This window comes from Blautia sp. HCP3S3_C4 (assembly GCF_052064095.1).
In the GTDB taxonomy this organism is placed as follows: Bacteria; Bacillota; Clostridia; order Lachnospirales; family Lachnospiraceae; genus Blautia_A.
In genome coordinates, this window is record NZ_JBQHWF010000006.1 from 156842 (window position 1) to 177070 (window position 20229).

Here is a 20229-nt window from a genome sequence, read left to right on the forward strand (position 1 = left end):
TATGGAAAATACAAATAAATCCTATTTTTTTCATACAGACCAGCTTACTGTAGGCTATGAGGGCAAGCCTCTGATCAGGGAGATCAATATCCAGCTGAACAAAGGGGAAATCCTTACACTCATAGGTCCTAACGGTGCCGGCAAATCTACTATCCTCAAAAGCATTACCAGACAGCTGGCAACCATCAGCGGTACTGTCTATCTGGAACAGCAGCAAATGGCCCGCATGTCCAACAAAGAGGTATCCAGAAAGCTGGCTGTAGTTCTCACGGAACGCATGCGGCCGGAGCTTATGACCTGCGAGGATATTGTTGCAACCGGACGTTATCCTTATACAGGTACTCTGGGAATTCTTTCTGCCTCAGATAAAGAGAAGGTCAGAGCAGCTATGGAGACCGTCCATGCCTGGGATCTGAAGGACAGGAATTTCACAGCCATCAGCGACGGCCAGCGTCAGAGGATCCTTCTGGCCAGGGCAATCTGCCAGGAGCCGGAGATTATCGTACTGGATGAGCCCACTTCCTTCCTGGACATCCGCCACAAGCTGGAGCTTCTCACCATCCTGAAAAAAATGGTACTGGAAAACCAGCTTACTGTGATCATGTCCCTCCATGAACTGGATCTGGCTCAGAAAATTTCTGACAAAGTGATCTGTGTACACGGAGAATATATAGAAAAATACGGTACACCTGAAGAAATTTTCACTTCTGAATATATCCGCAGACTCTACGGAATCACCAAGGGAAGCTACAATGCCTCCTTCGGCTGTGTGGAAATGGAACCACCTACAGGTAAACCACAGGTATTTGTCATTGGAGGAAATGGCAGCGGCATCCCCGTATACCGCAGACTGCAGCGTCTGGGAATCCCCTTTGCAGCAGGAGTACTCCATACCAATGATGCAGACTATCAGGTGGCCAGCGCACTGGCAGGAACCGTAGTGGCAGAGAAGCCTTTTGAGATCATTTCTGATGAAAACTTTGAAAAGGCCCTGCAGATCATGGGAGAGTGTGAGGCAGTACTCTGTCCACTTACAGACTTCGGAATAATGAATGAAAAGAACAAAAAACTGCTTGCAAAAGCCAAAGAAACAGGTAAGCTCCGGGAATCCTGAAGGACTCCGGAGCTTTTTTCTTGCTATTTGTACTTCAACGTGATAGAATAAATTCCGATATTTCCATCGGACAAATCGTAAATATCTGATCCGGTGTAGAATTAGAATATGAATAACGAGATAGGTTTGACTCGAGTATGTTTGAAAAATGCTTTCCACAAGATGTGCGTCACAATTTGTGGGAATGATTTTACAAACACGCTCCAATTTAGACAGGGAGGAATAAAAAATGTGTGGAATTGTAGGATATACAGGTAACACTCAGGCAGCGCCAATTCTGCTCCATGGTCTCTCCAGACTGGAGTACAGAGGCTATGACTCAGCAGGAATAGCAGTCCGTGACGGCGACAAAAATACAGAAATCATCAAAGCAAAGGGCAGACTGAAGGTTCTGGCAGAGAAAACCAACGATGGAGAATCCGTACCCGGTACCTGTGGAATCGGACATACCAGATGGGCCACCCATGGAGAACCCTCTGAGATCAACGCCCATCCCCATATGAGTGATGATGGCAATGTAGTAGCTGTCCACAACGGAATCATCGAGAACTATCAGGAGCTGAAGGATAAGCTTATTCGCAAGGGCTATGAGTTCTATTCCTCTACAGACACAGAGGTAGCAGTCAAGCTGGTAGACTATTATTACAAAAAATATCTGGGCACACCGGTAGATGCCATCAACCACGCCATGGTCCGCATCCGCGGCTCCTACGCACTGGCTATTATGTTCAGGGACTATCCTGGGGAAATCTATGTGGCACGTAAGGACAGCCCTATGATCCTGGGTGTAGAGGAGGGAGCCTCCTACATCGCCTCCGATGTGCCGGCTATCCTGAAATACACCAGAAACGTATATTATATCGGAAACATGGAGATGGCCCGTGTACAGAAAGGTAACATCACCTTCTACAACCTGGACGGAGATGAGATCCAGAAAGAGAAAAAGACCATTGAGTGGGATGCAGAGGCAGCAGAGAAGGCAGGCTTCGAGCATTTCATGATGAAGGAAATTCACGAACAGCCCAAGGCAGTCCGGGATACTCTGAACTCCGTATTAAAGGACGGAGCTATCGATCTGTCAGAGGTGGGCCTTACAGAAGAGGACATCCAGAAGATCAGCCAGATTTATATTGTAGCCTGTGGTTCTGCCTATCATGTGGGAATGGCAGCTCAGTATGTGATCGAGGACCTGGCCAGAATCCCGGTACGTGTGGATCTGGCATCTGAATTCCGCTACAGAAATCCCATCCTGGATCCTAACGGTCTGGTGATCATTGTCAGCCAGTCCGGAGAAACTGCAGACAGCCTGGCAGCACTCCGTGAATCCAAAAAACACGGTCTGCGCACCCTGGGAATTGTCAATGTAGTAGGTTCCTCCATCGCCAGAGAGGCAGACAACGTATTCTACACTCTGGCAGGCCCGGAAATCTCCGTAGCCACCACCAAGGCCTACAGCACCCAGCTGATCGCTGCCTATGCACTGGCTATCCAGTTCGGTAAAGTAAGAGGAGAGCTTGACGAGGAAAAATATCAGGAACTGATCACAGAATTGCAGACCATCCCGGACAAGATCAGCAAGATCCTGGAGGATGACAGAGAGCGGATCCAGTGGTTTGCAGCCAAACAGGCCAATGCAAAGGATGCCTTTTTCATCGGCAGAGGTATTGACTATGCCATCAGTATGGAGGGCAGTCTGAAAATGAAGGAAGTCAGCTATGTACATACAGAGGCCTATGCAGCAGGAGAGCTGAAGCACGGAACCATCTCCCTCATTGAGGAGGGAACCCTGGTGATCGGTATCCTGACCCAGAACCACCTGTATGAAAAAACCATCTCCAACATGGTAGAATGCAAGAGCCGCGGTGCCTACCTTATGGGACTGACCACCTTCGGCCACTATAATATCGAAGACACCGCAGACTTCACCGTATACATCCCCAAGACAGACGAACACTTCGCCACCTCACTGGCAGTGATTCCCTTACAGCTCCTGGGCTACTACGTCAGCGTAGCCAAAGGCCTGGATGTAGACAAGCCGAGAAACCTGGCTAAGAGTGTGACTGTGGAGTAATAGTGAACGTGAACACAGGCAATAATGATACAGAATTCTGCAAAAGTTCACAAATTTTCCACAAAAGGTTGCATTATCATACAAATATGATTATAATACAACATGAAGTGACAGGAATCGTTCTGAAAAGCTTCCTGTCCATATCCTGAAATCTATGTTCTTTAAATCGTCGCTTTGCCGCGTTTAAAGGTATGGATGGACATATCTTGAACAAAAGATTCGCTTGCCCTTTGGCAGACGAAATGGCGAAGCATACCCAAAATGGAGGAAAACTGTTTATGTGGTATGTGATGCAGGTGCGCACAGGCACCGAAGAAAATATCCGCTGCCAATGTCAGCGGACTATAGACAGACGCATTCTAGAGCGCTGTTTTATCCCCTACTATCAACAGAAAAAACGATTTCAAGGCCAATGGCATATTCAGGAAAGAATCCTCTTTCCCGGATATGTCTTTTTAATTGCCGAAAATCTGGAACCCCTCATGGAAAACCTGAAACATGTCATAGGCATGACCCGAATCATCGGCACAGGAGAGACCATCGTCCCACTTACAGACCAGGAAGTGGAGCTGCTTATCCGCATGGGCGGAGACAAAGAACAGCTGGTACGGCTCTCCCAGGGAATCATCCAAGGTGACCAGGTACATATCATAAGCGGCCCCCTCCAGGGAATGGAAGGAGCCATCCGGAAAATTGACAGACACAAGCGAATTGCGGTGCTGTCACTGGATATGTTCGGGAGGACGGTGGATATGAAGGTAGGGCTGGAGATTATCGAAAAAAATAAAGAGAAAAACACAGAGGCATGCCTGCAGGAAATGTAATCCTGCGGGGGTGCCTTTTATAGTGTAATCAGGTCTAACATAAGTGAGATTTGGCGCAGGATTCTAGTCATATAGCAGCAGGAATGCCGGGGTATTCTTGAATTTGTCAGAATCACACCGTGTAAGTGGAGAGGAAAAGCATATGTCACTGTCAAAAGGGCATATCCGTGAGGGGCAGACCTATGTTACTCAGGGATCCCTGCAGGCAAGGAAGCCCTGATCAGGAAAATTGACCGACACAAGAGACTGGTCAGGCTGGAAGTCCCGGCAGGGAAGGGTACACAGACATTTTATGTAGGTCTGGAAATTATCTCTAAAAGTTAAATGACTGTGCCAGACACAATCATAAAGAGGGAGAAAACGTAACAAGAAGGAGAATATGAAAACGTGTATAGAAAAGATACGGATGGATGGCTGAAGCATTGGGATTTTATCCTGTTGGATATGATTTGTCTGCAGCTGGCTTTTGTGTTGGCTTACGGATTAAGTGGATATGGGTTTAATCCCTATCAGACCATGATTTATCGGAATATGTCAATTTATATAGAAGTGGCAGACCTTGCAGTCCTTTTTCTGCTTGGCACTCTGAGAAATGTGCTGAAGAGAGGATATTACAGGGAGTTTCTGATCACTGCTTACCAGAGCATTGTGATGGGAGCTGTGTCTGTTCTTTATCTGTTCCTTATACAGCAGGGGCAGATGTATTCCAGACTGGTCATGATTCTGACATTTGTGTTGTATACTCTGTTGGCTTATATTATCAGAATCCTGTGGAAAAGATTTTTGCAGAGCAGGAGAAAGGAAGTCGGAAACCATTCTCTGCTTATTGTAACCACTGAGAAGATGGCTGTAAAAGTAATCCATAATGTTCAGGAGCAGAATTACTCCAGATATGTGATCTCCGGAGTAGTTCTGCTTGATTGTGACTTGACTGGTCAGAAGATTGCAGGAATTCAGGTTGTAGCAAATGCAGAAAATGCTGCGGAATATGTATGCCGGGAATGGATCGATGAGGTATTGGTGGTTACACCAGAAGAAATTTCTTATCCGGACAAATTGCTGGAACAGTTTTCGGAAACTGGTGTGACCGTGCACCTGAATCTGGCAAAGATTAATAGTGAATCAGGAAAACGGCAGTTTGTGGAAAAAATCGGCAATTATACAGTACTGACTACAAGCATCAATTATGCGTCAGCCCGCCAGCTTTGCTTAAAAAGATTGATGGATATAGCAGGAGGACTGGTAGGATGCATTTTTACCGCCATCCTGTTTATTTTTGTAGCACCGGCTATTTATATTGCCTCCCCGGGACCAATCTTCTTTTCCCAGGAACGTGTGGGAAAGAACGGAAAGAAGTTTAAGATGTATAAATTCCGCAGTATGTACATGGATGCAGAAGAACGAAAAGCAGAGTTGATGAAGGATAACAAATTAGGGGATGGAAAAATGTTTAAGTTGGATTTCGATCCTCGGGTTATTGGAAATAAAGTTTTGCCGGATGGGACTCGGAAGACGGGGGTTGGTGATTTTATAAGGCGTACAAGTATTGATGAATTTCCTCAGTTCTTCAATGTACTGAAAGGTGATATGTCCATTGTGGGAACCAGGCCACCGTTAATATCAGAAACGAATCTCTATGAATTACATCACAGGGCACGGTTGGCGATAAAGCCGGGGATTACGGGAATGTGGCAGGTTAGTGGAAGAAGTGATATTACGGATTTTGAGGAAGTGGTGAAGTTAGACAAAGAATATATTGAGAATTGGGATATTGGGTTGGATTTGAAGATATTGCTGAAAACGGTAATGGTGGTGATTAGAAAGGATGGATCGGTGTGAGAAAATGATGATAGCGGACGGGGAGAACCTATCCACTGTTTGATCCGGAATGTCGTTAAACTATAGCAGAGGAGATAAGGATGATAAATAAATCTGCTTTTCGGTAAGTATTCTGATTCCTTTAACCGGACTCAGAATCATAAACGAAACAATAGAATCTGTTATGCGACAGGAATGCCCGAATTGCGAGATTTTGATTCTCAGAAATGGTATCCAAGACCTTCCGCAGGGCACAGACGTGGCTGAAAAAGATGTCTTTTATCAGGATTCGGTTTTTTTGCTGCGAGAGATTTATATCCGAAAAAAGGGAAAGGGAAACGCCTTGAATGAAGGAATAAGGCATGCAAGAAATGATTTGATTTGTGTGCTTGATGCTGATTGTGTCTTACAGGAAGACGCTCTTTCTGAGGCGGTAAAGCATTTCCGTAATGATGAAGTGGTTGCTGTCGGTGGACGCTTACTCGTCAAAAGAGAAGATTCTTCTCAGCTAGAAGCAATTCAGTTCTGTGAATATATGAAGGCATTTCAGCTTTCCAGGCGGATATTTGCCAGGTTAAACGCACAGTGTCTGATTTCAGGGGCGTTTGGGGTCTTTCGCAAAAGCACTCTTCTGGGAATGAATGGATACGATATCGATACTGTTGGGGAAGATATGGAGCTAGTTCTGCGATTGCAAAAGCAAGGCTTTCAGCAATCAAAGAAACAGATTGTTTATGAACCAACTGCTGTCTGTTATACCGGAGTGCCACATAGCATCAAAAGATTACTGCATCAAAGGGACAGGTGGCAAAGAGGCTTGATGGATTGTCTCATCAAGCACCATAATTTGATTGCCAACCCACGCTATGGACTATTGGGACTCGTAACAATGTGCTATCAGCTTATGGTTGAATTACTTGGACCGATATTTTGGGTGATTTATACGGTTTTGCTGATAGACAAGAATATGTTTCCTTTTTTTTCGGTGGCGTTTGTCGGATATGCTTTGGTGCAAATCGGACTGACGATATTTGCAGCATACATAGATACAGAGAAAAATATGAGGAGCCTTTTGAAATGGATACCAAAACTGATTTTAACAACAATAGAAGAGATGGTTTTGCAAATACCCATTATGGTAGCGAGGACAGTTGGAATGATTACATTTCATTGGCGAAGACTTGTCTGGTAGATTTGATATTCTCACAATACTGCAGGGTTTAGCACTCGCTGCACCATTAAAGACAGCTATACACTGTATATTTGTATGCTCGCCATACATTACTGGTTGGTTTACCATTCTTTCCACCCTACCTTATATGTACTATTTCTAACCATTTTCACTAAACCCCTCCCTGAAAGAATAGGTTTAAATAGGAAGTTTAAAAGGGGAGAAAAGATAAGGGTATAGGACACTGGGTGAATGGGGTAGAGGAAGAGAAGAAGAAAAGAAGAAAACAAAACCACATCTAAAAAATGTGGGAGAAAAGAAGAAAAGTAGAGAAAAGAAGAATGCCCAGAGATGGGCAGAGAGGATATGAAAGAAATGGATTTAACATTGTTAATTATGGCAGCCGGGATTGGTAGTCGCTTTGGTGGCGGCATAAAACAGTTAGAGCCTGTAGATGCTAGAGGACATATCATTATGGATTATTCCATCTATGATGCGATGGAAGCCGGATTCAACAAGGTTGTGTTTGTAATTAGAAAAGATCTCCTTGCGGATTTCGATGCAGTTATTGGTCAGAGAATGAAGAACAAAGGAATTCAGATAGAATATGCATTTCAGGAAATAGAAGATGTGCCTGAGAAGTACAAAGAAAAAACAATAAATAGAACTAAGCCTTGGGGCACTGGACAGGCAATATTGGCGGCTAGAAAGGCGATTAATTCACCGTTTGTGGTTATCAATGCTGACGATTACTACGGAAAAGAAGGATTTGTGAAGCTGGCTGAATTTTTGAAGAACGGTGGAGACTGCTGCATGGCAGGATTCGTTCTTAAGAATACATTATCCGATAACGGTACTGTTACCAGAGGCATCTGTATTGAGGAAGATGGCTGGCTCAAGGAAGTTGTTGAAACAAAGGGGATCGGCAAGGACACAGAACTGGATATGGAAAGTTTAGTTTCCATGAATATGTGGGGGTTGAGACCAGAGTTCATGGATTTGCTTGAGAAAGGCTTTGTAGAGTTCTTTGAGAATGGCGGTCAGGGTGAATTCCTGATTCCAACTTATATTGGAGAATTGCTTGAGAAGAAGGCAATAGATGTGAAGGTGCTTAAGAGCAATGATACCTGGTACGGCATGACCTATAAGGAAGATGGTCCGGCTGTTAGGGAGAGTATTGAGAGATTGGTTAAAGAAGGATTATATCCAGAAGAGTTTTGATAAGAAAAAACCACTCAAGCACAATACCTATCACCCACCAAACATCTAATCTATAAAACCACTCCGAAGGGAGCTGGAGAAGTATTAAAGGATAGTAGGATGTGAGATTGATGGGTTTTGAAGTAGAGGAAGAAAAGAGGAAAAAAGATGGCGACAGTTTTACTTGCTGGAGGAGCTGGGTATATAGGTTCTCACACTGCAGTTGAACTTTTATATAATGGGCATGAAGTTGTTGTGGTTGATAACTTCTACAACTCCTGTCCTGAAAGCATAAAAAGAGTTGAGCAGATTACAGGAAAGACTGTAAAGCTCTATGAAGGCGATGTTAAAGACCACTCCATAATCAGAACGATTTTTAATGAAAACAAGATAGATTGTGTGATTCATTTTGCAGGATTGAAAGCTGTTGGTGAGTCAGTAGCAAAGCCTATTCTTTACTACAGAAATAACATTGATACAACGCTAACACTTCTCGAGTGCATGGAAGAAGCCGGAGTGGAAAATATCATTTTCAGCAGTAGCGCAACTGTGTACGGTGAAGAAAATCCAGTTCCTTATAACGAGGACATGAAGAAAGGTAGCTGCACCAATCCATATGGTTGGACCAAATCTATGATGGAGCAGATTCTCACTGATGCTACTGTGGCAAATAAGAACCTTTCTCTTGTTCTGCTTCGCTACTTTAATCCGATTGGTGCTCATGAAAGTGGAATGATTGGAGAAGATCCTCAGGGCATTCCAAATAACCTGATGCCATATGTAGCTCAGGTAGCTGTTGGCAGAAGAGAACAGTTAACTATATTTGGAAATGATTATCCAACACCTGATGGTACATGTCGTAGAGATTATATCCATGTTGTTGATCTGGCAAAAGGTCATGTCAAAGCAGTGGAATATGCATTAGCTCATAAGGGTGTTGAGATCATCAATCTGGGAACTGGTACTCCATACTCTGTAACAGAAATTGTTGAGAGTTTTGAGAAGAGTACAGGTGTCAAGATTAAACATGTCTATGGTGACAGAAGACCTGGTGACTTACCGGAATCTTATGCAAATGCTGATAAGGCCTGGAAGCTGTTAGGCTGGAAAGCTGAAAAGAGCCTTGAAGATATGTGCAGAGATACATGGAATTGGCAGAGTAAAAACCCGAAGGGGTATGAGAAATAAAAGAGTGGGGAAAAAGCACTCAAGCACAATACCTATCAACAAATCCACTACACAGGATTTTGTGCGGGGAATGAGGTTGATGGATATTGAAGTAGAGAAGAAAACGAGGACTGAAGATATGGAAAATTACGATTATTTAATAGTAGGATCTGGTTTATATGGATCCATTTTTGCCAGAGAGGCAACAGATAAAGGATATAAATGCCTGGTTATCGACAAGCGAGATAACGTAGGTGGGAATATATATACAGAAAAAGTGGAAGGTATTAATGTTCATAAATATGGAGCACATATCTTCCATACCAATAACCAAAAGGTTTGGGATTACATTACCCAATACGCTACCTTCAACCGATTCACCAATTCCCCGGTTGCAAATTATAAAGGAGAACTCTACTCTCTGCCTTTCAACATGTATACCTTTAACAAAATGTGGGGAGTTGTTACACCGGAAGAAGCTGCCGCAAAGATTGAAGAGCAGAGAAAAGAGATTAAGGGTGAACCACATAATCTGGAAGAACAGGCCATCTCGTTGGTAGGAAGAGATATCTATGAGAAGTTGATTAAGGGCTACACTGAGAAGCAGTGGGGACGTGACTGTAAAGATTTACCTTCCTTTATCATTAAACGACTCCCGGTTCGTCTTACTTTTGATAACAACTATTTCAATGCTCTTTATCAAGGTATTCCGGTTGGTGGATATACCAAGATGATTGAGAATATCCTAGAGGGCATCGAAGTAAGACTGAACGAGGATTATCTGGAGAAAAAGCATGAATATGATGCCATGGCAACAAAAGTTGTTTACACAGGTGCCATTGATGCGTACTTCAACTATTCTCTTGGAAATCTTGAGTATCGCTCTGTTCGCTTTGAAAATGAGATTCTTGACAAACCAAACTTCCAAGGTAACGCAGCTGTGAATTATACAGACTGTGAGACTCCTTGGACTAGAATCATTGAACATAAATGGTTTGAATTCGGTAAAGATGAATACGGAAATGATTTGCCAAAGACGATTATCTCCCGTGAATATAGCTCCGAATGGAATCCTGGAGATGAACCTTACTATCCAGTAAACGATGAAAAGAATGGTGTGCTCTATAAAAAGTATAGAGCACTGGCAGACAAAGAGAAAAACATTATCTTTGGTGGTCGTCTCGGAGAGTATAAATACTATGATATGGATGCTGTTATCGCATCTGCTCTTCATATAGCGGAAAGTGAGCTTAAGTAATGAAGGACTATACGGCAAAGATTATTATTGCAACTCATAAAAAATATCAAATGCCATCTGACTCAATGTACATACCACTTCACGTTGGAGCAGAGGGAAAGAAAGATGATACAGGTAATCCTCTTGATTTGGGATATGTAAAAGACAATTCTGGAGATAATATTTCTGCTTTAAATTCATCATTTTGTGAGTTGACTGGATTGTATTGGGCGTGGAAAAACTTGAATGAAGACTATATTGGTCTTGTACATTACAGAAGACATTTTTCATTGAAGAATAAAGCTGACTTTGAAGATGTGTTGACTTATAAGGAATTAATGCCATACTTGGGAAAAATCAAGGTATTTGTTCCAAACAAAAGAAGGTATTATATTGAGTCTCTTTACAGTCATTACAAACACACACACTACTCAAATCAGTTAGATGAAACAAGAAATATTATTGTAGAGAAATATCCAGCTTATGTGAAGAGGTATGATAAAGTAATCAAGCATACATATGGTTACATGTTTAACATGATGATTATGGAGAAGAACTTGATGGACGAGTATTGTTCATGGCTGTTTGACATTCTTTTTGAACTTGGTAAGCGAATCGATATGACAGAGCTTAGTGCATTTCAAGGAAGGTTTTACGGTCGTATTTCAGAGATTATTTTTAATGTATGGCTTGATCAAAAAATTACTAGTGGAATTATCAAAAAAAATGAAGTCAAAGAAATTCCATGTGTACATATGGAAAAAATCAATTGGTGGAAGAAAGGTACAGCTTTCCTTAAGGCTAAGTTTTTGAATCAAAAGTATGAAGGAAGTTTTTAATTAAAGATGTTGGATTTCTGAATTTGAAAAAAATATGCTATATTGATGCTTTTGATGTAAAGGGTAAATTAGAAATATAGTATGAAGGGAGTTTTTGATAATTAATGTATAAAGTAAATTCCGAAATCAAGAAGTCCATAGTAGAAATTGTTGCAAAACATAAGAATAATGATAAGTACTTTATGTTCGGCTTAGAGTATTTTGGACCATTTCTGTATGGCTATACTAATTGGTTATATAAAGAGATTAATCACAGCGGATGTGATAAGATATTTTTCTTTTCCAGAGATGGCTATATGATGAAGAAGGCGTATAACTTATTTGACAGTAAGTCAAATAGTGAATATGTTTATTTTTCCAGGAAAAGTATTAGACAGGCATTGTTACATACATTCTCTTCATATAAAGATAGCCTTAAGTATCTTACATGGGAAAGATTCATAACACTAGGAAAGCTTTTGGAATACTATGGCTTTGATGAATGTCAAAGAAATGAAATTGCTAATAAATATGGATTGAATTTATTCCAGGACTATGAATACGACAAACTTGCAACAAGCGAAGAGTTAATTAAACTCTACGATTTTTTAAAAGATGATATAAACATAAATTCCATAGAGCAGGATAAACTTCTATTAAAATATATAGAGCAGATTGGGATGAATGGAACATGTGCAATTGTTGATATTGGCTGGCATGGAAGCATGCAGTATTTTTTGGAGCAATTCATTGAAGCACACAATTTAAAGACAGTGTTAAAAGGGTTTTATGTCGGAATTTGTCCGAATGTTCCCATAAAGGGGACTGTAGCCGGCTACATATATGATGAAACTAATTTATATCTGCGAAAAAGCCTACTATGTTTCTTTGGTGGATATGAGAAACTGTTTCAAAGTTGTGAAGGTTCCACATATGGATATGTTGAACACGAAGACAAAATTATTCCTGTACTTGCAAAATATGAATATGAGGATCAACAAAAGTTTATTGATTGCATTGGCAAGTGGCAAGAGGGAGCCTTGGTGTTTGTTAAAGAAAATATGCTCCAAATAGGTAATTATATTGATGATAAGCAATGGGCAATGCCCTTGGTGGAATTTGGTAAGAACCCTCCTTTGAGGGGGATAGAATTATTTTCGTTCTTTTATAACACAGACGGAACAAAAGCTTATTTTATTTCGCAAAAGTCATTGTTTAGATATAAGCCTAAGGAGTTAATTCATGCTTTAAGTAATAGTGTTTGGAAAACCGGATTTATGAAATCTGTGTTTAAGTTACCGTTACCATACTTTAAAATATATTGTTTGTTGAGAAAATGATGAAATATTTATTGAAGTATTTAATAAAAAAGAATAATACTATTACATTTGATATATTTGATACTTTGATTGAGCGCAGCGTAGATAACCCTTCAGATGTTTTCCTTATCACAGGACAAAAGATACTTGGTAATGATAAAGCAGAAATGTTCAAGAATGATAGAAAAAATGCGGAGAAGAAGGCACGAAGTATTAAGGAAACACATGAAGTTACATTAGATGAAATTTATATGTGCTTTGACAAAACATATAATCCTTTCCTAAAAAGGTTAAAAGACACTGAAATTGCTACAGAGATGGAAGTATGTTATCCAAAGAAAGATATGATTGACGTACTTAATTATGCTAGCAAGTACAGAAAGGATATTTTACTGATTTCTGATATGTATCTGCCTCAGACGGTGATTAAAAGTATGCTGGATAAATGCAAAATAAAGGGGTACTCACAAATATATATTTCTAACGAGTACGGTGTGAATAAGATATCTGGCAAATTGTTTTCTATTGTGATTGAAGAGAAAAAGCTGGATTCACGTAAGATACTCCATATTGGAGACAGTATTAAAGCAGATTTCATTGGAGCACGAAAAGCAGGGATACATTCATACTTAATTGGAAGAAAAAATCGTTTTGTGAGGATACTAAACAAATGACAAAAAAAGTTTTAGAGGTTAATGTTGACGATTTGCATTCTGGAGGTGTTTTTTCTTTAGTAAGGAATGTGATTATTAACAATAAAGGAAATATAAAAATTGATATTGGAGCAATTGAGAAATTCGAAAACTCATCGAATATCGACGAACTGAAGAAATATGGGTCAGATGTGATTTTTATTGGCTTTGAAGGAAGTCGATGGAGAAAACAGATTGAATGCTACAAGAATTTAAAAAATCTTTTGGATCGGGAACAATATGAGTATGTTCATATTCATGCAGATGTTGCTTACAAAATGGTAGCTCCGGGTTTAGCAGCTAAGAGAGCTGGTACAAAGAAGATAATTTTACATTCTCATGCAGCTGGTGTCGATGGAAATCACCGTGACCTGAAGAGAATATTACATAAAATAACTAAGGGATTTTTAAAATATCTTGGAACAAGATTTGTGGCATGTTCCAGTTTGGCAGCTGAGTGGATGTTCTCTAATGTCGGAAAGAATGAAATAGATATAATAAATAATGGAGTTGATCTAGATTTATTTAGATATAATCCGGCGGTAAGATCCAAAATCAGAAGAGAGTTGGGAATTGACAATGAATTGCTTTTGGGACATGTAGGAAGATTTGCTTATCAAAAAAATCATCCATACTTGATTAAGGTTATGAAACGTGTTCGTGAGTTGAACATAAATGCAAAATTGATTTTAGTTGGAGAAGGCCCGGACGAAGAGAAAGTTCGACATTTAGTAAATAAAAATGGCCTGAAAGGCGATGTTATTTTCTATGGGACAAGTGGAAAAGTAAATGAGCTTTTTCAAGCGATGGATATTTTTCTCTTGCCTTCTCATTTTGAAGGACTGCCGATAGTAGGAGTTGAAGCACAAGCTGCTGGTTTGCCGGTATTGCTTTCTGATCAGATTACGAGAGAAGCAAAGGTGATTCGTCCTGTAGAGTATTTACCAATTGAAGAAAACAATATAAATAGGTGGGTTGAGTATATTAGAAAATATTCTAAGTATAATAGAGTAGATACTTATACTGATTTGAAAGTAAACAAATTTAGTATCCAAGATACAGTTAATTCTTTCTTGAATATGTATAAGTGAAAAGGAGCAATGTAAAGTGATATATATAGCGGCGCATAAAACATTTGATCATCCTAATTTAGATGGATATGTGATACTTCAGGTTGGTGCTGAAGGCAAGCAAGACTTAGGTTATATTAGGGACAATACAGGAGATAATATTTCTTATAAAAATCCCAATTTCTGTGAACTGACAGGATTATATTGGATATGGAAGAATACTGACGATGATTATAAAGGGTTGGTTCATTACAGAAGGTATTTTGGAAAAAGAAATCTTAGTAATAGTTTTTCTGACGTATATTCATATAGGTATTTACTTGATATTGCTAAAAAAGTTGACATTGTCTTACCATATGTTGAATATTTCAAACAAAACGCAAAAGAAGAAATTTTGACCCAATGTTGTACTCCTGAAATTTTTGAAAAATTACAAGATATTATATGCCAAAAATATCCAGAGTACATAAATGCATTTAATGAATTTTTTTCTGATAATAGAAGTGTTCTTTTTAATATGATGTTTTGCAAAAAAGATATATTTGACAGATATTGTGAATGGCTTTTTGACATATTGTTTCAATTAGAAAAAGATGTTAACATTAATTTGCTGAATGATTATCAAAAACGATTATATGGATTTTTGTCAGAAAGGCTGCTCAATGTGTGGATTAATAAGAACCATTTAACTACACGAAATGTTTGTGTAGTTAATACTGAAGCAAAAAAAGGGGAATTGTTGAAACTGTTAATGAGAAGAATCTATCACAGAATAACCTTTAGAAGGAACTGAAATATGGGATTGATGATTTACATTTTAGTTTTTGTCCTAATAATGGAGTTTTTTTTAATTTATCTAGTATTTAAAGATATTTTGAATCCTTCAGTTGTGCTTGCAATCGTATTTATTATTGCTTCCTTAAACTTGTTGACGAATGTCTATTCTATCGGAATTAATATTGAAGTGGAAACGGTTGCAGTAATATGTGTAGGAGTATTTGCATTTTTTTTGGGAGCAATGCTCACATATAATTTGAGGATTAAGTTAGTAATACGTTCCTATGGTAACAATACATCCAGAAGGGAAAAAAATATTTTTGTACCTAAAAGATATATGGTCATAATGCTTGGTTTTAATTTGTTAGGGTGTATTTATATTCTTAGAGAAGTGTATTCCTTAACCATAAAATATGCATATTACAATGGAAGCATACTAGGGGCATTGAGTGTTTTTGCAGAGGTAAGTAAGTTTGGAAATATCGGTTTGAGAGTTGGCACGATATCTACATTGTTGAGCGCAATATTAGAAGCGGAGGCATATGTCTGTGGATACATTATTGTAAAGAATATAATCGACAAGAAAAAAAACAGTTTGTTATTTTATTCGTGTTTTGTAACCAGTTTATGTTCTACTTTTTGCCAGGGCTCTAGAGGTGGAATTTTTGTAATAATAGCTTTAATAACGTTATATATTTTCCTGTATAGAAAAAGAAGACAAACTAAAAGAATTAATCCCAGACTTGTTCGTAGAATGGTAATCATTTTGATTGTTGCGATTCTTGTTTTTCTATTTATGGGCATTGTTACTGGAAAGCAATGGAATATTTCCTTTTATGAATATATTTCAGTATATTTGGGGTTCCCTATATCTAATTTAGATACAGCTATAAAAAATGGAATTCCTCAAGCTGAGATACCAGGAATAGTTTCGTTTGGTGCGCTTTTAAAAAAAATCTTACCACTTTTTGGAATTGAAGTTCCAAACTATTCATATCTTAGTAAGTTTATATATTTAAATGGGCATAATATGGGAAATGTGTACACTATATTTGGACCACTTATTGTGGATTTTGGTTATTTTGGCATGTCACTTTTATTAATTATAATAGGATCTATAATGCAATTATTATATAATGTAGCGAATAAGAGTGAATCAGTGATATCCATATCACAAATACTTTATGTGTACTTTTTGACATGTATTGCATTTTCTTTCTTCTCAAATAAAATATGCGAAAATATTACTGTGTTTCATATGTACGAATTGTTTTTTGTTGTATTATGGTCACGGCTGCTAACAAAAAAGAAAATCTACTAAAGTAAACTATTTTTTTGGATTTTCTTCAGTAACCTTGTATTGGTTGTAACTAGTACAATGAAAATTAATTAAGTGGCTATATCTTTCCCTGTGGATATACCAAAATGATCGAGAACATTCTTGAGGGTATCGAAGTAAGACTTGGTGAGGATTACTTGAAGGATAAGGCTAAATGGGATGGTATTGCAAAGAAGGTTGTATATACTGGTCCGATTGACGCTTATTTTGATTATTGTTTAGGTTATTTGGAGTACCGTTCTGTTCGCTTTGGAACAGAAGTGTTGGATAAGCCGAATTTCCAAGGTAACGCTGCTGTCAATTATACGGACAGAGATACACCTTGGACTCGTATCATAGAGCATAAGTGGTTTGAATTTGGTAAGGATGAAAATGGAAATGATCTTCCTAAAACTGTAATAAGCAGAGAGTATAGCTCCGAGTGGAAACCGGGAGATGAGCCATATTATCCAGTCAATGATGAGAAGAACGGTGAACTATACAAGAAATATAAAGAGATGGCTGACAAAGAAGACAAGGTTATCTTCGGTGGAAGACTTGGAGAATATAAATACTATGACATGGATGCTGTAATTGCTTCCGTGTTGGAAAGGTGTGAAAAAGAGCTCTGATGAATAAAGTAGTAAAGAATTATCTTTATAATCTTTCATATCAGATATTGATTTTAATTGTGCCACTCATAACTACTCCATATGTTTCCAGAGTTTTAGGGGCAAAAGGGGTCGGTACATTTTCCTATACAAACTCAATCGTTCAGTATTTTATTCTGCTTGGATGCATAGGACTGAATTTATATGGCCAAAGAGAAATAGCTTATGTACAGCATGAGAAGGATAAAAGAGATAAGGTTTTCTGGGAATTAGTAATCCTAAGGATTGTTACGGTTTCTTTTTCTTTAACCGTCTTCTATTTCACTCTAGCCTCTCATGGAAAGTACGCATCTGTTTTCTTTATTATGTGTCTTGATATACTTGCCTCTATGGTAGATATATCCTGGTTCTTTCAGGGAATAGAAGATTTCAAGAAGATAGTAGTCCGTAACTTCATCATCAAGATTGTTGGTGTAGCTCTTATATTCTTGTTTGTTAAATCCTCTGATGATTTATTGTTGTATGTTTTTTGCCACTCAGCTACTCTTTTTCTTGGAAACTTATCAATGTGGGCATACATACCAAAGCTTGTTGGTAAGGTAAAGGTAAGAGAACTTGAAATAAAGAAACATATCAGACCCACAATTATTCTTTTCCTTCCTCAAATAGCAATATCAATATATACCGTACTTGATAAAACAATGATAGGTTTTTTAACAGGCTCAGAGGAAGAAGTTGCGTATTATGAGCAGGGACAGAAGATCGTTAGAATAGTAATGGCTTTGGTTACCTCTCTTGGAACAGTAATGATGCCTAGGGTTGCTAATCTCTTTAAGTTGAATGAGATGGAAAAGGTTAAGAGCTACCTTTCTAAATCATTTAGATTCGTGTTCTTCATGTCTTTTCCAATGATGTTTGGTTTGATGGCAGTGAGTTGTAATATCGTTCCATGGTTTTTTGGATCTGGTTATGATAAGGTTATTCCAAATATGATGGTTATTGCACCAATTCTAGTGATAATTGCTTTGAGTAACCTTATGGGTAATCAGTTTCTGCTACCAACTGGAAGACAAAAAGAATACACAATATCTGTAGTAACAGGATGTGTTGTTAATTTCGCTCTGAATTTACTTTTGATTCCGTTCTTTCTATCTATTGGCGCAGCAATAGCTACTGTTATTGCGGAAACTAGTGTTACAGGAGTGCAGGTATATTTCACAAGAAAAGACTTTAAGTTTGGAGAGATAATAAGTAGTAATAAGCATTATATTATTTCTTCTCTGATTATGTTTGTTCCTACATATTTATTAGCTATGTACCTTCCTGCTAGCATAATCAACACATTTATCTGCGTATCAGTAGGTGGCTTGATTTATGTTGGGCTATTGTTTGTGATGAAGGATGAAACGCTATTTGAAGCTGTGGATAAGATAAAGGGAAAATTTTCAAAAAGATAAAGGGCAAATTTTCAAAAAATACTTGACAAGGAGACATAGAAGTGCGGACAATATTAAGAGCAGAGCAGAACTTACGACATTTTGAGAGTTGTTGCTACAATTCTTGTTGTAATAGGGCATTGTACATATTTGAAGATTAGTACGTCTTATGGTGGATGTGATTATTCGTACTTGTTTAGCGATACGAGTATTGCATTTAAGCTGTTAAGTAAACTTGTAGAATTTATCTATATTTTTCATATGCCACTTTTTATAGCTTTGAGTGGTGCTCTATTTGAAAAATCATTGATGAAAGGACGCTATCCATCGTTTAAACAGCTAGTGAATAAAAAGGCTAAAAACTTACTTATTCCTTTTATTGTTGTGACATTATTGTACTCCACACCAATCAAGTTCTTATCTGGATATTTTGAAGGAAGTACAAACTTTATTAAGGATATATTTGTAGGGCAAATCTTGATACAGGGAAATACACACCTTTGGTATCTTTTGACATTGTTCGTCATATTTTTAGTTGGGTTTTTGTGCTTGAAAAATAGTGGAGTTAAACAATCGATACTTCTGTTATTTCTTATTGCACTTTCACTGGGAAGCGGAAAGATTGGTATCAAATTAGTGTCCTATGTTTTCCAGGTTCTTTCCGTGCTTAGTTGAATTTAACGTGAAAGAGTTCTCCGAATAGCACTTTCGCTTTCAATAATTCAAAACTGTTTCGCCCATACATTATTCGTTTTATAACTTTGATTTTATTTACACTGCCTTCTGCTAAGCCATTATTATACGAATATATGATTCCATTTTTTACAGCAGTTAAGTCCTTTTTTATGCCATTTATAAATGTTTGAAGTTTAGGGATATCGTATTTTAGTGCTTCATTGATCCATTCATCTAATTTTGCAGGATTATTAGAAAATAGGACATTACAAAACTCTTTGGTTAATGCGTACAGCTCACTTAATAAAGGATATTTTTTTAATACTTCCTGATACTGTTTGGCTGTGATTGTACCGATATCCTCGAGTTTTTTATAAACCAACTGGCATAAGGATTTTCTTTGCACATATTCAGAATGCGGCTTCTCTGTTTCGTTCTGTTCATGCATTCGTGTTCTTTCTTTTTGCATAAACATTCGTAACGAAGCTACACTGCCTGTATATCCCTTTTTACAAATAATATCATGTATTTTAGGGTAGGTTAATCCTTTGCTTCTGAGTTCTATTACTTCCCTTTCATATGGAGCTAATTTCCCTGGAATTCGAACATTATAGTGTCCATTCGTAATTGAAAAATCAGGATTTAAATAATTTTGTATGGTTTTATAGGGATGATGCATTAGAGTGGCAATCTTCTCAATGGGATATCCTGCCAAGGCCATCTGTCTTGCTTCTTCTATTTCCTGTTCTTTTTGTTTTACTGCCAGCTGATGTTGCCGTTCCCTGGCAATTTCCTTGCTTTTAGGAACTTGGTCTTCTGGAATTGTTAGCTTCCAGCGATTTTTCTACCTCGAACAAAATTGGGTGAATTAGAAGTAAAAATAGCCCGTATTTCTGCGGTTTTTCTTGCAG

The 20229-nt window shown here is 38.4% G+C and carries 17 protein-coding genes and 1 pseudogene; 17 read left to right on the forward strand and 1 reads right to left on the reverse strand.

Annotation, left to right across the window (positions count from 1 at the left end; translation table 11 throughout):
• Position 1 precedes the first annotated feature (1 nt).
• From ACTNC6_RS07785 to ACTNC6_RS07865, 17 genes and pseudogenes are all read left to right on the forward strand, one after another.
• A complete protein-coding gene (locus ACTNC6_RS07785; RefSeq protein WP_441043771.1) occupies positions 2-1114 on the forward strand; it encodes an ABC transporter ATP-binding protein in 1113 nt (370 codons plus the stop codon).
• Positions 1115-1343: 229 nt separating this feature from the next.
• Positions 1344-3185 (forward strand): glutamine--fructose-6-phosphate transaminase (isomerizing), encoded by a 1842-nt coding sequence (gene glmS, locus ACTNC6_RS07790; RefSeq protein WP_441043772.1) that lies wholly within the window; start codon positions 1344-1346, stop codon positions 3183-3185.
• Positions 3186-3475: 290 nt separating this feature from the next.
• Positions 3476-4009, forward strand: a complete 534-nt coding sequence (loaP, locus tag ACTNC6_RS07795) for an antiterminator LoaP (RefSeq protein WP_441043790.1) — start codon at positions 3476-3478, stop codon at positions 4007-4009.
• 387 nt (positions 4010-4396) lie between these two features.
• On the forward strand, positions 4397-5848 hold the full coding sequence (locus tag ACTNC6_RS07800; protein ID WP_441043773.1) for a sugar transferase: 1452 nt from the start codon (positions 4397-4399) through the stop codon (positions 5846-5848).
• Positions 5849-5987: 139 nt separating this feature from the next.
• Positions 5988-7019, forward strand: coding sequence for a glycosyltransferase (locus ACTNC6_RS07805; protein WP_441043791.1), 1032 nt, complete (start codon positions 5988-5990; stop codon positions 7017-7019).
• 354 nt (positions 7020-7373) lie between these two features.
• Complete coding sequence (locus ACTNC6_RS07810) at positions 7374-8219, forward strand: nucleotidyltransferase family protein (RefSeq protein WP_441043792.1); 846 nt, start codon at positions 7374-7376, stop codon at positions 8217-8219.
• 147 nt (positions 8220-8366) lie between these two features.
• The gene (gene galE, locus ACTNC6_RS07815; protein WP_441043774.1) at positions 8367-9386 is read left to right on the forward strand and encodes a UDP-glucose 4-epimerase GalE; all 1020 of its coding nucleotides are present in this window, start codon (positions 8367-8369) and stop codon (positions 9384-9386) included.
• A 118-nt stretch (positions 9387-9504) separates the two neighbouring features.
• Entirely contained in the window at positions 9505-10623 is a 1119-nt protein-coding gene (glf, locus tag ACTNC6_RS07820) for a UDP-galactopyranose mutase (RefSeq protein WP_441043775.1), read from the forward strand.
• Positions 10623-11441 carry a DUF4422 domain-containing protein gene (locus tag ACTNC6_RS07825; RefSeq protein ID WP_441043776.1) on the forward strand — a complete coding sequence of 273 codons (819 nt, stop codon included), beginning with the start codon at positions 10623-10625 and terminating at the stop codon, positions 11439-11441. The genes glf and ACTNC6_RS07825 overlap by 1 nt, the downstream gene beginning before the upstream one ends.
• A gap of 104 nt (positions 11442-11545) precedes the next feature.
• A complete protein-coding gene (locus tag ACTNC6_RS07830; RefSeq protein ID WP_441043777.1) occupies positions 11546-12760 on the forward strand; it encodes a hypothetical protein in 1215 nt (404 codons plus the stop codon).
• Positions 12760-13413, forward strand: a complete 654-nt coding sequence (locus ACTNC6_RS07835) for an HAD hydrolase-like protein (protein WP_441043778.1) — start codon at positions 12760-12762, stop codon at positions 13411-13413. Before ACTNC6_RS07830 ends, ACTNC6_RS07835 begins: the two co-directional genes overlap by 1 nt.
• On the forward strand, positions 13410-14522 hold the full coding sequence (locus ACTNC6_RS07840) for a glycosyltransferase (RefSeq protein ID WP_441043779.1): 1113 nt from the start codon (positions 13410-13412) through the stop codon (positions 14520-14522). The genes ACTNC6_RS07835 and ACTNC6_RS07840 overlap by 4 nt, the downstream gene beginning before the upstream one ends.
• Before the next feature lie 16 nt (positions 14523-14538).
• The gene (locus ACTNC6_RS07845) at positions 14539-15294 is read left to right on the forward strand and encodes a DUF4422 domain-containing protein (protein ID WP_441043780.1); all 756 of its coding nucleotides are present in this window, start codon (positions 14539-14541) and stop codon (positions 15292-15294) included.
• A gap of 3 nt (positions 15295-15297) precedes the next feature.
• Complete coding sequence (locus ACTNC6_RS07850) at positions 15298-16599, forward strand: O-antigen polymerase (RefSeq protein ID WP_441043781.1); 1302 nt, start codon at positions 15298-15300, stop codon at positions 16597-16599.
• A gap of 92 nt (positions 16600-16691) precedes the next feature.
• Positions 16692-17228 (forward strand): annotated as a pseudogene (locus tag ACTNC6_RS07855) (UDP-galactopyranose mutase); the annotation flags it as partial.
• On the forward strand, positions 17228-18664 hold the full coding sequence (locus ACTNC6_RS07860) for a flippase (RefSeq protein WP_441043782.1): 1437 nt from the start codon (positions 17228-17230) through the stop codon (positions 18662-18664). The pseudogene ACTNC6_RS07855 and the gene ACTNC6_RS07860, both read left to right, overlap by 1 nt.
• 81 nt (positions 18665-18745) lie before the next feature.
• The gene (locus ACTNC6_RS07865; protein ID WP_441043783.1) at positions 18746-19318 is read left to right on the forward strand and encodes an acyltransferase family protein; all 573 of its coding nucleotides are present in this window, start codon (positions 18746-18748) and stop codon (positions 19316-19318) included.
• Here the strand turns inward: ACTNC6_RS07865 and ACTNC6_RS07870 are convergent.
• Positions 19311-20039 (reverse strand): transposase, encoded by a 729-nt coding sequence (locus ACTNC6_RS07870; RefSeq protein ID WP_441043785.1) that lies wholly within the window; start codon positions 20037-20039, stop codon positions 19311-19313. The two genes, ACTNC6_RS07865 and ACTNC6_RS07870, sit on opposite strands and share 8 nt — an antisense overlap.
• Positions 20040-20229 lie beyond the last annotated feature (190 nt).